Consider the following 12,881-nt stretch of genomic DNA (forward strand, 5'->3'; position numbering starts at 1 on the left):
AACAGTAGTTCTTCTTCACGGTACGCGTCAGAACTATTTGCTTCCGCTACTGTTTGACCGGCACCACACTGAGGCCATGACCGACGTCCAGCCGCGCACCGACGCGCACGCCACGCCTGCTCCCGATGCCCTCGCCGACGCCTCCGTCGCGCTCGTCCGGCAGTGGCTGGCCGAAGCGGAGTCCTACCCGGTGGACGGCTCGGCCAAGCAGCTCGCGGGCGTGCTCGCGGACCCGAAGGGCCTGGCGTTCGCCGTCGGGTTCGTCGACGGCGTCGTGCGCCCGGAGGACCTCGGTGTCGCAGCGCGCAAGCTCCGGGCCATCGCGCCGGACGCCCCCGGGTTCCTGCCGGCCGCGCTCCGCGGACTCGTCCGGCTCGGCGGCGGGATGGCGCCGGTCCTGCCGAACGTCGTCGTCCCGATCGCCCGACGGGTGCTGCGCGACATGGTCGGCCACCTGATCGTCGACGCGACCGACGCCAAGCTCGGGCCGGCCATCGCGAAGATCAAGCGCGACGGCGTCCGGCTCAACGTGAACCTGCTCGGTGAAGCGGTGCTCGGCGAGAAGGAGGCGTCCCGACGGCTCGAGGGCACCGAGCGGCTGCTCGCCCGGGACGACGTCGACTACGTCTCGATCAAGGTCTCGTCGACCGTGCACCCGCACTCGCCGTGGGCGTTCGACCACGCGGTCGACGACATCGTCGAGAAGCTCCGCCCGCTGTTCCGCCGTGCGGCCGCGGCGAGCCCGGCGAAGTTCATCAACCTCGACATGGAGGAGTACAAGGACCTCGACCTGACGATCGCGGTCTTCACGAAGCTCCTCGACGAGCCGGACTTCACCGCGCTCGAAGCCGGCATCGTGCTGCAGGCGTACCTGCCCGACGCGCTCGCCGCGATGCAGCATCTGCAGGAGTGGTCCGCCGCCCGCCGGGCCCGCGGCGGCGCGGACATCAAGGTCCGGCTCGTCAAGGGTGCGAACCTGCCCATGGAGCAGGTCGAAGCCTCCGTGCACGGGTGGCCGCTCGCGACGTGGCACACCAAGCAGGACTCCGACACGAACTACAAGCGCGTCCTCGACTGGGCGCTCACCCCGTCGCGCATCGAGAACGTGCGCGTCGGGGTCGCCGGGCACAACCTGTTCGACGTCGCGCATGCATGGCTGCTCGCGGGGGAGCGCGGGGTCCGTGACGGCATCGAGTTCGAGATGCTCCTCGGCATGGCGCAGGGGCAGGCCGAGGCCGTCCGGCGCACCGTCGGATCGCTGCTGCTCTACACGCCGGTCGTCCACCCGGGCGAGTTCGACGTCGCGATCGCGTACCTGATCCGTCGACTCGAAGAAGGCGCGTCGCAGGACAACTTCATGTCGGCGGTCTTCTCGCTCGCGTCCTCGCCGGCACTGTTCGCCCGTGAGGAGACGCGGTTCCGCGACTCGCTCGCGCCGCTGTCGCTCCCCGGTGGGCTCGACGCGCCCGCACCGCACCGCGTGGCCGACCGCTACGCCGCGGTCGAGCGGCCCCGACCGGGGCACTTCGAGAACACGCCCGACAGCGACCCGTCGGTGGCCGCCGTCCGCGAGTGGGGCGCCGGCATCCACGCGCGGGTCGTCTCGTCCACGCTCGGTGAGCGCGGCGTGCAGCAGGCGCGAATGACCTCGGCCGACCAGCTCACGACGGTGCTCGACCGCGTGCGGGCCGCCGGCAGCACCTGGGCGGGCTGGTCCGGCGCGGCGCGCGGTGCGGTGCTGCACGCCGTCGGCGACGCGCTCGAGGCCAACCGCGCAGCGCTCGTCGAGGTCATGGCGGCCGAGGCAGGCAAGACCATCGACCAGGCCGACCCCGAGGTGTCCGAGGCGATCGACTTCGCGCACTTCTACGGCGAACTCGCCGCGCAGCTCGACGAGGTCGACGGTGCGACCTTCACGCCGGCGGCCCTGACGCTCGTCACGCCGCCGTGGAACTTCCCGGTCGCGATCCCCGCCGGTTCGACGCTCGCCGCCCTGGCCGCCGGCTCCGCGGTCGTGCTCAAGCCCGCGCCGCCGGCCGAACGCTGCGGCGCGGTGCTCGCGTCCGTGATCGAGACCGCCCTCGACGCGCACGGCGCGCCCGCCGACCTGCTCGCCTTCGTGCAGGTCGCCGAGGACGAGCTCGGCAAGGACCTCATCACGGCGCCGCAGGTCGACCGCGTCATCCTCACCGGCGCGTACGAGACGGCCGAGCTCTTCCGGTCGTTCCGCCCCGACCTGCCGCTGCTCGCCGAGACCTCGGGCAAGAACGCGATCATCGTCACGCCCTCTGCGGACCTCGACCTCGCCGTGAAGGACGTCGTCGCGTCGGCGTTCGGGCACGCCGGGCAGAAGTGCTCCGCGGCGTCCCTCGTCGTCCTCGTCGGGTCGGTCGCGCGATCGCGCCGGTTCCGCTCGCAGCTGCTCGACGCCGTGTCGTCGCTCACGGTCGGGTACCCGTCCGACCCCACCACGCAGATGGGCCCGGTCATCGAGCCCGCCGTGGGCAAGCTCCTCGAGGGCCTGACCACCCTCGGCGCCGGCGAGCACTGGGCCGTCACGCCGAAGCGCCTCGACGACTCCGGTCGGCTGTGGAGCCCGGGCGTCCGCGGGGGTGTCCGCCGTGGCTCCGCCTTCCACCGCACGGAGTACTTCGGCCCGATCCTCGGCATCATGACCGCCTCGACCTTGGATGAGGCGATCGACATCGTCAACGAGGTCGACTACGGCCTGACCTCCGGGCTCCACTCGCTCGACCCGGCCGAGATCGGTACGTGGCTCGAGCGGATCCAGGCGGGCAACCTCTACGTCAACCGCGGCATCACCGGAGCGATCGTGCGCCGGCAGCCGTTCGGCGGGTGGAAGAAGTCGGCCGTCGGTGCGGGGACGAAGGCCGGCGGCCTGAACTACCTGCTCGGCCTGGGCTCCTGGAGCACGGCACCGGCACAGTCCGGCGTGCCGGCCTCGCGCCCGGTGCAGGAGTTCGTCCGAGCAGCCGGGGTCGCATCCCCGTCGCTCGACCGATCCGCGCCGTCGGACGAGCAGGCCTGGTCGACGCTGTTCGGAGCCGCGGCGGACGTGTCGGCGCTCTCGGCCGAACGGAACATCGCCCGGTACCTGCCGTACCCGGGCGTCCACGTCCGACTCGCGACCTCGGGTGAGGACGCGGTGGCCGGCCTCGTGCGGGTCGTCGCCGCTGCCCTCCGCGCCGGGACCACGGTGGACGTCTCGACCGCCGAGCCGCTGCCGTCGAGCGTCGCGGCCGCGGTCCGTGCGCTGCCGGTCGTGCGCTCGGTTGCCGAGGGCCAGTCGGACCAGGCGTTCGCGCGACGCATCGCCGCCGGACCCTCGACCCGCGTGCGGCTCATCGGCGGTGACCTCGCGGCACTGTACGCGGCGGTCGACGGCCGTCCGGACGTCGCGGTGTACGGCGAGCCCGTCACCGAGGCCGGTCGCGTCGAGCTGCTGCCGTTCCTCCGTGAGCAGGCGGTGTCGATCACGGCGCACCGCTTCGGCACGCCGAACCACCTGACCGACACGCTCATCTAGCGGCGGCGGCGGGCGGCGGCGGGCGGAACCGATGTGCGCAAGGCGGACGGTGGACCGGTGTCACGACACCAGCCGCCGGCCCCGTGCGTACCGTCGGGCCCATGTGCGAGTCCGTCCAGTGCCCCGTCTGCGGCAAGACCACGTGGACCGGCTGCGGCGACCACGTCCGCGACGTGCTGCGCGGGACCCGCCGCCGTGACCGGTGCGCTGGACACGGCTTCCCGAACCACATGCTCGACGGCATGGGTTTCCGGTGAACGACGCCCGGACCGGCATCGTCGATCCGCAGGGCTTCGCGCACGTCCGGCTCACGGTGACGGACATCCACCGGAGCAAGGCCTTCTACGAGCAGCTGTTCGGCATGCCACCCGGCAGCGACTTCAGCGACCAGGTCGACGACCCGACCGTCCGTGACGACCCCTGGCGCACCTACGGCGGGTGCTCGTTCACGTTCCACGGGCAGACGCTCGGGCTCCGACCCGTGGCCGATCCGGGTGACCGCTTCGATCCGGACCGGGTCGGTCTGGACCACCTCAGTCTGCGGGTCCGGAGCGTCGACGACCTCCAGCGCGCCGTCGAGCGGCTCGACGCCGCGGGCATCGAGCACGGGGAGGTCACGGACCTCGAGCCGTTCGGACTCGTGATCCTGTCGGTGCAGGACCCGGACGACATCAACCTCGAGCTCGCCGCCCCTCGGCCCGTCGGCGCCTGAGCTCGCTGGCCGGTAGCCGCGCTCGCCACGGTCGTGCGCAGGAGTCCGGCGTTGGCTCGGGGACATGAGCGAACAGATCGTCCGTCCCCTCGGCCTCGCACACGTGCGGGTCACCGTCACCGACATCCACCGCAGCAAGGCCTTCTACGAGCAGTTGCTCGGCGTCGCGCCCGCGATGGACTTCAGCGAGCACATCGACGAGCCAGGCATCGCCGAGGACCGCGAGCGGCTGTACGGCGGGTGCATCTTCCCCGTGGGGGAGCAGCTGTTCGGCCTGCGCCCGGTGGCGCCGAGCGGCCAGCGGTTCGATCCCGACACCGTTGGGCTCGACCACGTGAGCTTCACGGTCGGGTCCGTCGACGAGCTGCGCGCTGCCGCGTCGCGCCTCGACGGCGCGGGCATCGAGCACGGCGAGGTGACCGACCTCGGCGACGCCGGCATGGTGATCCTGTCGGTGCAGGACCCCGACGACATCAACCTGGAGCTGGCCGCCCAGAAGTAGGTACGGGCCCGTCGGCCGTCAGGCGTCGACCGGGACCGTCATCCGCTCCGTGACGAGCGCGCGGAGGGTGTCCGGCACGGGCGTCGGCCGGCGGGCACCCTCGCGGTCGATGACGACGTGCACGAACTCACCGGTCGCGAGCAGGGCGCCGTCCGACTGGCGGAACAAGCCGAAGTCCCACGCCAGGCTGGTGGTGCCGATGCGCTTCGACCGCATCCCGACCTCGATCACGTCGGGCCACACCGCGGACTCGATGAAGTGGCAGCTCGACGACACGAGCACCGCGATCCACGGCGAGGTGAAGGGGTCGAGCCCGGCCTCCGTGCGGAACCAGTACGTCGCCGCGTTGTCCATCGCGCTGTAGTACAGCGTGTTGTTCACGTGGCCGAACATGTCGTTGTCGTTCCACCGCGTGGGGTACGCGCGGCGGTAGGGGTACTCGTCGAGGGGCATCGGTCTCCGTTCGGTGGGGTGGGGTGTCCGACAGCGAGTGGTCGGACAGTGGCGGTCGGTCAGGGGCGCAGGACGTACTCGAACGTCGTCCGCGCCCGGGCCGGGTCCGGGCGGTCGCCGCTGATCAGGTCGGCGTAGGTGAACGACTCCGAGATGCGGACGAGCAGTCGTGCGAGTTCCTCGGCGGCGAGCGGCGCGGGGTCGAACGCGCCGTGGTCGTGCTCCTCCTGCACGAGTGCGGTCACGACGGCGACGAACCGGCGCTGGACGTCGCTGTCCGTGGTCGTGAGGAGTCGCAGGGCTCGGGCCGGCTCGCGTGTCAGGAACGTCCGGAAGTAGGGCGCCTCGATGAGGTCCGCCGTGAAGTGGTCGAGCACCGCCACGATCCGTGCGGCGCCGAGCAGGTCCGCCGCGGCGCGGGACGCGGCGTCGAGCGTCGGGACGGCCAGTGACCAGAGGATCTCGGACAGCAGCTGGTCGCGGTTCCCGACCCAGCGGAACAGGGAGGTGCGGTCGACCCCCAGCGACGTCGCCAGGGATCCCATGTCGATCCGGGAGCCGGCGATGAAGCTGTGCCGCGCGGAACGGAACGCGCGTCGGGACTCGGGATGTGCCTCCAGTCTGGCGGTGAGCGCAGACGGGACGAGGGCCGCGCCGAGCGTCCCCATGTCGTGTGCTGTGCGTTCCTGTGAAGGCACGGTCCTCCCTTGCAACGTTTTCGAGAATGATGCACGCTCGGGGGTATGTCAACGACGTCCGTGCCCACCACCCTGCTCGAGTCCGACTTCTACCGGTTCCAGGAGGGACTGACGGAGCGGGAGCGGGAGTCGCTCGGGCAGCTGCGTGCGTACCTCGAGTCCGAGGTCCGCCCGATCGTCGACGACCACTGGGCCCGGGCGGAGTTCCCGCGCCAGACCATCGCGCCGCTCGCGGAGCTCGGCATGTACGGGCCGAGCATCCCGCTCGTACGGCAGTTCGAGAACTCGGCCGTGTACCGCGGGTGGGCGGCCCTGGAGCTCGGGCGGGTGGACGCGAGCGTCGCGACGTTCATCGGCGTGCAGTCCGGTCTGGCGATGAACTCGATCGCGGTGGGCGGCAGCGACGAACAGCAGCGGGAGTGGCTGCCGCGGATGGCGACCGGCGAGGTCATCGGGGCGTTCGGGCTGACCGAGCCGCTGTCCGGCAGCGACTCCGCACGTGGCCTGCGGACCACGGCTCGGCGCGAGGGCGACACCTGGGTGCTCGACGGTGAGAAGCGCTGGATCGGGAACGCGACCTTCGCGGACGTGGTCGTCATCTGGGCGAAGGACGTCGCCGACGAGCAGGTGAAGGGCTTCCTCGTCGCGACGGACACCCCCGGGTTCGCCGCGACGAAGATCGAGGACAAGATCGCGCTCCGTGGCGTGCAGAACGCCGACATCGTCATGCAGGGCGTGCGGGTGCCCGAGTCGCGCCGGCTGCAGCGCGCGAACTCGTTCCGCGCCACCGCCGAGGTGCTGCGCCTGACCCGGACCGAGGTCGCCTGGCAGGCGATCGGCATCGCGGTCGGTGCGTACGATGCGGCGCTCGCCTACGCCCGGGAGCGCGTGCAGTTCGGCAAGCCGATCGCATCGCACCAGATGGTGCAGGACCTGCTCGTGAAGTCGCTCGCGAACATCACGGCGTCGATCGCGCTGTGCACCCGGGCGTCCCAGATGCAGGACGAGGGCATCGGCGCGGACGAGCACTCGGCGATGGCGAAGGCGTTCGCGACCGCTCGGATGCGGGAGACCGTCGGGTGGTGCCGCGAGGTGCAGGGCGGCAACGGCATCGTGCTCGACAAGGGTGTGGCGCGGTTCTTCGCCGACGCCGAGGCGATCTACTCGTACGAGGGCACGCGCGAGGTCAACACGCTCATCGTGGGGCGGGCGATCACGGGCCAGGCCGCGTTCGTGTAGGGCGCGGGGCGGGGTTCGCGGCGGCCGCTGGGGAACGTCATTGCTGTTGTCGTACGACAGCGGTGGTGACGCTCCTTGCGGCTGCAACCGTTCGGCACGCGAAGGTGCGACAAGGCCGATGTCGTACGACAGCGGCGTTGACGTACCACAGCGGCACAGCCAACGCCCACGCCCCGCCACGCCCGCGCCTGGGCACGCGGCACCGCCCCCGCCGCCTACCCCAGCAACTCCGGCCGCTCCCACTCCTCGCCCAGCACGTGCTCCGCCAGGAACGCGAACACCGTCTGGTACCAGACCACCGCGTGCTGCGGCGCGAGCACCCAGTGGTTCTCGTCCGGGAAGTACAGGAACCGGTGCGGCATCGCCCCGTCCGGCCCCGCGTGGTGCTCGGCGAGCTCCGCCCAGAGCCGCAGTCCTTCGCCGATGGGCACCCGGTAGTCACGGTCCCCGTGCACGACCAGGAGCGGCGTCGCGATCTCCGCCACGAAGCGGTGCGGGTCGTTCTCGTGCAGCCCCTGCTCGTCGAAGATGGACTGCCAGTACTGCGCCGAGTCGGTCGTCCCGGCGAACTGGTCGAGCGCCCACAGGCTCGCGTGCGTGACGATCGCCCGGAACCGGTCGGTGTGCCCGGCGACCCAGTTCGCCATGTACCCGCCGAAGGACCCGCCCATCGCCGCGGTCCGGGTCTCGTCGACGTCGTCGCGCGCGACCACGGCGTCCGTGATCGCCATCAGGTCGGTGTACGGCGCCTGCCCCCACGCGTTCCACCCGCGGTTCACGAAGTCGAGCCCGTACCCGGTCGACAGCGCCGGGTCCGGCAGCAGCACGGCGTACCCCCGCGCGACCATGAGCTGCGGGTTCCACCGCCACGACCACTGGTTCCACGAGTTCAGCGGTCCGCCGTGGATCCAGAGCAGCAGCGGGTGCGGTCCGTCACCCTCCGGCAGCAGCAACCAGCCGCGCACGCGGGCACCGTCGGCCGCGGTCACCGCGACCTCCTCGGTCCGCGCGGGCACCTCCGGCAGCGGCGCGGGGGTCGCGAGCGGGGTCACCGTCCCGTCGGTCGCGATCCGGACGGGGTGCAGCGGCGCCGCCCAGGAGGCACGGAGCGCCACCACGACGTCCGTCCCGCCCGCCACGCGCAGGCTCGAGTACGCCCAGTCGTCGTGGGTCACCTGCTCGACGGCGCCGCCTTCGAGCGGGATCCGGAAGAGCGGCGCACGCCCGTCCTGGTCCGCCACCGCCAGGAGCGCACCGTCGTCCGGCGTGAACACGAGCTCGGACGGCCACCGGTCCCAGTCCGTGGCGACGCGACGAGCCCCCGAGCCGTCGACCGCGGCGACCCACACCTCCTGCTCGTGCGCGCCGGCCGGGGTCGACCGGACCGTCCGCACCCAGGCGATCGTGGTGCCGTCGTGGCTCAGTGTCGGCAGCTCGTGGTCGACGCCCTCCTCGTCGAACAGCACCGTCCGGGTGCCCGTCGCGACGTCGATCGTGACGACGGCCGACCGGGTGCCGCGGGCCTCCTGCACGCCGACCGCGGCGAGCACGGTCGACCCGTCCGGCGACACCGTGCCGCCCACGTGGTCGAGCGTGCGACCGGGCGCCGGCGTGAGGTCGTGGGGGACCGGCAGGTGCGCCGGGTACCGCGCAGCGCAGTCCTCGTCCGCGCCGGGCTCCGACGCGGCGTCGGCCGCGGCCGTCGACGGCACGCGGGCCTCGGGCTCCCGCAGCTCGGACGTGTCGAGTGCGAGCAGGTGCGGCTGCGCCGGACCGAGGTCGTGGTCCCAGAACCGGACCGGGTAGGTCTCGTGCAGGACCGCCCGGACCCGACGGTCCTTCCGTCGGTCCCGCAGCCGGGCGTCCTCGGCGACCACGGTGTCGCGGTCGGTCCCGGCACCGGGCAGCAGGTCGGCCGTCAGGACGACGGTGTCGGCTGCGCTCGCGACGCCGAACACCCCGCCGACGCCACCCGCCAGGGCCGTCACGGGTCGTGCCTCGCCCCCGGCCACGGGCAGGAGCCAGAGCTGCGCGCCCTCGGCGTCGTCCCCGGACTCGTCGGGGCGTGCCGATACGAACAGCAGGTCGCCGGAGCGCGTGAAGGCGACCCCGCCCTCGCCCTTCGCCGAGCGCGTCAGCCGCACCGGGGCGCCGGACCCGCCCGCGTCGGACGGCGACGCCGGCACCTGCCACACCGACCGTCGGTACCCGGTGCCGCGCTCGTCCAGGGCGCTCACGGTCAGGGCGACGCGCGTGCCGTCCGGACTCAGCGCGATCCCGTCCACGCGGGGCAGGGCGGTGTACTGGTCCAGGTCGGAGAACGGCGTCGTCATGCCCTCACGCTACGGCTGTCGTGCACCGTGCAACAGGGGGCACCGGCGACGGAGCCGCTCAGGCCCGGGCGACGAAGCCGCTCAGGCCCGACCGGCGGAGCCGCTCAGGCCCAGAACGCCGCGATCGCCTCGGCCACCGTCTGCCCCTGTCGCCGCCCCTCGGTGGACGCGGGTGCCTGGGTCGACAGCGACAGCGAGTCGTCGCCGAACGCGTGCTGCGAGGCACTGTCCGCGACGACGACCTCGACCGAGCTCCCGCCGGCGCGCAGGCCCTCGACCGCGACGTCGAGCCACGGCCCGAGCGGCGACGGCCCCTCGGGACCGCAGGCGATCACGAGCACCCGCTCGTACCCGGCGGCGACGTCGGCGTTCGTCGCGGAGCGCATCCCGCCGTCGATGTGCGGCACCCCGTCGACGTGGACGGGCGACCAGACGAACGGCACCGAGCAGCTCGCGGCGACCGCCCGGGGGAGCGGGACGCCGGACTCGGCCGTGAGCACCCGGAAGGTCCCGTCGACGGCGTCGATCGCGGTGACGCCGAACGGCTTCGTCGGCCACTCGGTCGTCGGCAGCGTGTGCGAGAACGTCGCGATGCGCTCCTCGTCGGTCTGCCCGGTCACGACCTGCTGCGCCACGGCGCCGAGACGGGCGCGGGCCTCCTGCTCCGAGGCGGCGCCGGTCAGGACCTGTACGAGCCGCTCCTGGTAGTCCTCGGACGCGATCGGGGCGGGCTCCTCGTAGCTCGTCGGCAGCGGTGCGTGCTGCTGGTCGTACGCGGCCTGCACCTGCCCGGCGCGGACGAACGCCCCGACGACGCTGCCGGCGCTCGAGCCCACCACCAGGTCGGCCGCGTCGAGATCGACCCCGGCGTCCTGCAGTGCGGAGAGCACGCCGACCTCCCACGCGATGCCGGCGACGCCGCCACCGCCCAGGACGAGGGCTCGGGTACCGGGGGCGGGGGTGGCGAGTTCGCTCATGCGACCTGCTTACCAGGTCCGGGAACAGCGGACGGGAGGATCGTGGCGGGCCCCGCCACGATCCTCCCGTCCGTCACCGCGTCAGACCGACGCGACGTCGATGAGCACCTTGCCGACCGCGTCGCCCTCGACGGCGTCGTGGGCTGCGGCGGTGTCCTCGAGCGCGAAGCGCACGAGCGGCAGGCCCGCGTCCTCGCCGACGGGCAGGACGCCGTCCCGGAGCGCGGCGGTGACGTCCTCGGCGGCGGCCGCCAGCGCGTCGTCACCGATCGTGTAGAGCAGCAGGAACTGGTAGCGGGCGTTCACGCTCATGTTCGGTCGGATCGGCAGGGTCGCGTCGTCCCCGCCGTTGTTCGCGTAGATCGAGACGACCCCGTGGTTCGCGAGGACGTCCGCGACGAGCCCGGCGTTCTGCGGGATCGAGACCTCGACGACGATGTCGACGCCGTCCGGGGCGATCTCGCGGATGCGGGCGGCGGCGTCCTCGTCGCGGTAGTTCACCGTGTGGTGCGCGCCGGCGGCGGTCGCGAGGGCCGCCTTGGCGTCCGAGCTGATGGTCGTGACGACGGTGGCGCCGGCCCAGCGGGCGAGCTGGATCGCCGCGTGTCCGACGGCTCCGGCGCCGCCGGCGACCAGCACCGTGCGTCCGTCGAGCGCCCCGGGGGACAGGCGCGACGGACCGTGCTCGTGCGTGGTCAGGGCGCGGTGTGCGGTCATCGCGGGGACGCCGAGCGAGGCGCCCACGTCGAAGCTCGTGCCCTCCGGGAGCCGGACGGCGCGGGCGGCGGGGACGACGGTGTACTCCTGCGCGGTGCCGGTCGGGCGGCTCGCAGCGGCCATGTAGAGCCAGACGCGGTCGCCCTCGGCCAGGTCAGTGACGCCCTCGCCGACGGCGTCGACGACCCCGGCTCCGTCCTGGTTCGGGGTGATCTCCGGGAAGGGCAGGGCGTCACCGTAGGTGCCGCCGGCGCGGGCCTTCCAGTCGGTGGGGTTCACGCCGGAGACGACGACGCGGACGCGGACCTCGCCGGGGCCGGGCTGCGGGACCTCCCGGTCGACCAGGTCGAGGACGCTGCTGGCTCCGGGCTTCGTGTAGACGATCGATCGCATGGGACCAGGCAACCACCGCGGGGTCCCGGGGCTTCCCGGTGACGCTCAGCGGGCGTCGTAGGCGTCGCGGGACTCCTGCACCTCGGCCATGTGCATCGTCGCCCAGTCCTCGAGCGGTTCGAGCACGGTCCGGAGCGACCGGCCGCGCTCGGTCAGCTCGTACTCGACGTGCGGCGGGATCTCCGGGTACACGGTGCGCGTGACCAGGCCGTCACGCTCGAGGGCGCGCAGGGTCTGCGTGAGCATCTTCTGCGAGACGCCCTGCACCCGGGACGCGAGCGCCGAGTACCGGAGCGGACCACCCGCGAGCGACCCGATCGTCAGGACGCTCCACCGGTCCCCGATCCGGTCGAGCAGCTGCCGCGAGGGGCAGTCCGCCGCGTAGGGGCTGTACTCGAGCGCTGACATCACGACCTCCGTTACGCACTGACAGGTGCCTACTTCCTGAAGGAGAGTATCGCGAGTACGGTCGGTCGCACCAGATCCACGTCCGAGGAAAGGACCACCATGACGAGCATCGTCGTCTTCGGCGGCACCGGGTACGCCGGCTCCGCCATCACCCGCGAGGCACTGTCCCGCGGCATCGCCGTCACCGCCGTCGCGCGCGACACCTCGAAGCTCGACGCCGCCGAGGGGCTGACCCTCGCGCAGGGCGACGCCTTCGACGCCGACTTCGTCGCGGACGTCACGAAGGGCGCCGACGTCGTCGTGGTCGCCCTGCACGCGGTCCAGGCGGACGGCAGCGAGCTCAAGGACAAGTTCCGGCACTTCGTCGACGCCGCAGCCGCAGCCGGCGCGCGCCTCGGCATCGTCGGCGGCGCGGGCTCGCTGCTCGTCGCCGAGGGCGGCCCGGCCCTGTTCGACACCCCGGACTTCCCCGACGCGTTCAAGGGCGAGGCGAAGAGCCACGCCGAGGTCCTCGAGGCACTCAAGGCCTCCGGCACCGAGGTCGACTGGTTCTACGTGAGCCCGGCGGCGGCCTTCGGCGGCTACAACCCCGGCGAGCGGAAGGGCACCTACCGCACGACGGACGACGTGCTGCTGACCGACGCCGAGGGTAACTCGGACATCTCCGGCGAGGACTTCGCGATCGCCTTCGTCGACGAGGTCGAGCACCCCGCGCACCACCGCGCCCGCTTCGGCGTCGCGTACTGACGCGCGGCGCGCCGCACAACGGAAGGCACGCCGCACCACGGAATCCCGTGGCGTGGCGTGCCTTCTGTTGTGCGTGGCGGCTACGGCGGGGTGCGATCCGCGAGAGCGTCCCGCGGCACGCGTGCGCGCGACCCGACCACGCGGCGGCCTGGAGG

General features: G+C 72.7%; 12 protein-coding genes. 6 read left to right on the forward strand and 6 right to left on the reverse strand.

Annotation, left to right across the window (positions count from 1 at the left end; all coding sequences use genetic code 11):
• Nucleotides 1–76 precede the first annotated feature (76 nt).
• From DEU32_RS12410 to DEU32_RS12420, 4 genes are all read left to right on the forward strand, one after another.
• Nucleotides 77–3,547, forward strand: a complete 3,471-nt coding sequence (locus DEU32_RS12410) for a bifunctional proline dehydrogenase/L-glutamate gamma-semialdehyde dehydrogenase (RefSeq protein ID WP_114850828.1) — start codon at nucleotides 77–79, stop codon at nucleotides 3,545–3,547.
• A 101-nt stretch (nucleotides 3,548–3,648) separates the two neighbouring features.
• Nucleotides 3,649–3,804 carry a hypothetical protein gene (locus DEU32_RS17215; RefSeq protein WP_175326111.1) on the forward strand — a complete coding sequence of 52 codons (156 nt, stop codon included), beginning with the start codon at nucleotides 3,649–3,651 and terminating at the stop codon, nucleotides 3,802–3,804.
• On the forward strand, nucleotides 3,801–4,259 hold the full coding sequence (locus tag DEU32_RS12415; protein WP_258554864.1) for a VOC family protein: 459 nt from the start codon (nucleotides 3,801–3,803) through the stop codon (nucleotides 4,257–4,259). Before DEU32_RS17215 ends, DEU32_RS12415 begins: the two co-directional genes overlap by 4 nt.
• A gap of 64 nt (nucleotides 4,260–4,323) precedes the next feature.
• Complete coding sequence (locus DEU32_RS12420; RefSeq protein ID WP_114850829.1) at nucleotides 4,324–4,761, forward strand: VOC family protein; 438 nt, start codon at nucleotides 4,324–4,326, stop codon at nucleotides 4,759–4,761.
• 18 nt (nucleotides 4,762–4,779) lie between these two features.
• Here the strand turns inward: DEU32_RS12420 and DEU32_RS12425 are convergent, their stop codons facing one another.
• Together DEU32_RS12425 and DEU32_RS12430 are read right to left on the reverse strand one after the other, a co-directional pair.
• A complete protein-coding gene (locus tag DEU32_RS12425) occupies nucleotides 4,780–5,214 on the reverse strand; it encodes a thioesterase family protein (protein ID WP_114850830.1) in 435 nt (144 codons plus the stop codon).
• Nucleotides 5,215–5,273: 59 nt separating this feature from the next.
• Complete coding sequence (locus DEU32_RS12430) at nucleotides 5,274–5,912, reverse strand: QsdR family transcriptional regulator (RefSeq protein WP_258554865.1); 639 nt, start codon at nucleotides 5,910–5,912, stop codon at nucleotides 5,274–5,276.
• A 45-nt stretch (nucleotides 5,913–5,957) separates the two neighbouring features.
• Here DEU32_RS12430 and DEU32_RS12435 point away from each other — a divergent pair, with 45 nt between their 5' ends.
• Nucleotides 5,958–7,151 carry an acyl-CoA dehydrogenase family protein gene (locus tag DEU32_RS12435; RefSeq protein WP_114850831.1) on the forward strand — a complete coding sequence of 398 codons (1,194 nt, stop codon included), beginning with the start codon at nucleotides 5,958–5,960 and terminating at the stop codon, nucleotides 7,149–7,151.
• Between the two features lie 215 nt (nucleotides 7,152–7,366).
• Here DEU32_RS12435 and DEU32_RS12440 read toward each other — a convergent pair whose 3' ends face one another.
• From DEU32_RS12440 to DEU32_RS12455, 4 genes are all read right to left on the reverse strand, one after another.
• Entirely contained in the window at nucleotides 7,367–9,484 is a 2,118-nt protein-coding gene (locus DEU32_RS12440) for an alpha/beta fold hydrolase (protein ID WP_114850832.1), read from the reverse strand.
• 104 nt (nucleotides 9,485–9,588) lie between these two features.
• Entirely contained in the window at nucleotides 9,589–10,461 is an 873-nt protein-coding gene (locus DEU32_RS12445) for a patatin-like phospholipase family protein (protein ID WP_114850833.1), read from the reverse strand.
• Nucleotides 10,462–10,542: 81 nt separating this feature from the next.
• Nucleotides 10,543–11,571: an NADPH:quinone reductase gene (locus tag DEU32_RS12450; protein WP_114850834.1), complete on the reverse strand. Its 1,029-nt coding sequence runs from the start codon at nucleotides 11,569–11,571 to the stop codon at nucleotides 10,543–10,545.
• Between the two features lie 45 nt (nucleotides 11,572–11,616).
• On the reverse strand, nucleotides 11,617–11,979 hold the full coding sequence (locus tag DEU32_RS12455; protein WP_114850835.1) for a helix-turn-helix domain-containing protein: 363 nt from the start codon (nucleotides 11,977–11,979) through the stop codon (nucleotides 11,617–11,619).
• 99 nt (nucleotides 11,980–12,078) lie between these two features.
• Between DEU32_RS12455 and DEU32_RS12460 the strand changes: the two genes are divergently transcribed.
• Entirely contained in the window at nucleotides 12,079–12,726 is a 648-nt protein-coding gene (locus tag DEU32_RS12460; protein ID WP_114850836.1) for an NAD(P)-dependent oxidoreductase, read from the forward strand.
• Nucleotides 12,727–12,881 lie beyond the last annotated feature (155 nt).

It is taken from the genome of Curtobacterium sp. AG1037 (genome assembly GCF_003349855.1).
GTDB lineage: Bacteria > Actinomycetota > Actinomycetes > Actinomycetales > Microbacteriaceae > Curtobacterium > Curtobacterium citreum.

Coding starts and splice junctions, on each gene's coding strand:
- DEU32_RS12410 (WP_114850828.1), top strand. CDS start 77: ATGACCGACGTCCAGCCGCGCACCGACGCGCACGCCACGCCTGCTCCC.
- DEU32_RS17215 (WP_175326111.1), top strand. CDS start 3,649: ATGTGCGAGTCCGTCCAGTGCCCCGTCTGCGGCAAGACCACGTGGACC.
- DEU32_RS12420 (WP_114850829.1), top strand. CDS start 4,324: ATGAGCGAACAGATCGTCCGTCCCCTCGGCCTCGCACACGTGCGGGTC.
- DEU32_RS12425 (WP_114850830.1), bottom strand. CDS start 5,214: ATGCCCCTCGACGAGTACCCCTACCGCCGCGCGTACCCCACGCGGTGG.
- DEU32_RS12435 (WP_114850831.1), top strand. CDS start 5,958: ATGTCAACGACGTCCGTGCCCACCACCCTGCTCGAGTCCGACTTCTAC.
- DEU32_RS12440 (WP_114850832.1), bottom strand. CDS start 9,484: ATGACGACGCCGTTCTCCGACCTGGACCAGTACACCGCCCTGCCCCGC.
- DEU32_RS12445 (WP_114850833.1), bottom strand. CDS start 10,461: ATGAGCGAACTCGCCACCCCCGCCCCCGGTACCCGAGCCCTCGTCCTG.
- DEU32_RS12450 (WP_114850834.1), bottom strand. CDS start 11,571: ATGCGATCGATCGTCTACACGAAGCCCGGAGCCAGCAGCGTCCTCGAC.
- DEU32_RS12455 (WP_114850835.1), bottom strand. CDS start 11,979: ATGTCAGCGCTCGAGTACAGCCCCTACGCGGCGGACTGCCCCTCGCGG.
- DEU32_RS12460 (WP_114850836.1), top strand. CDS start 12,079: ATGACGAGCATCGTCGTCTTCGGCGGCACCGGGTACGCCGGCTCCGCC.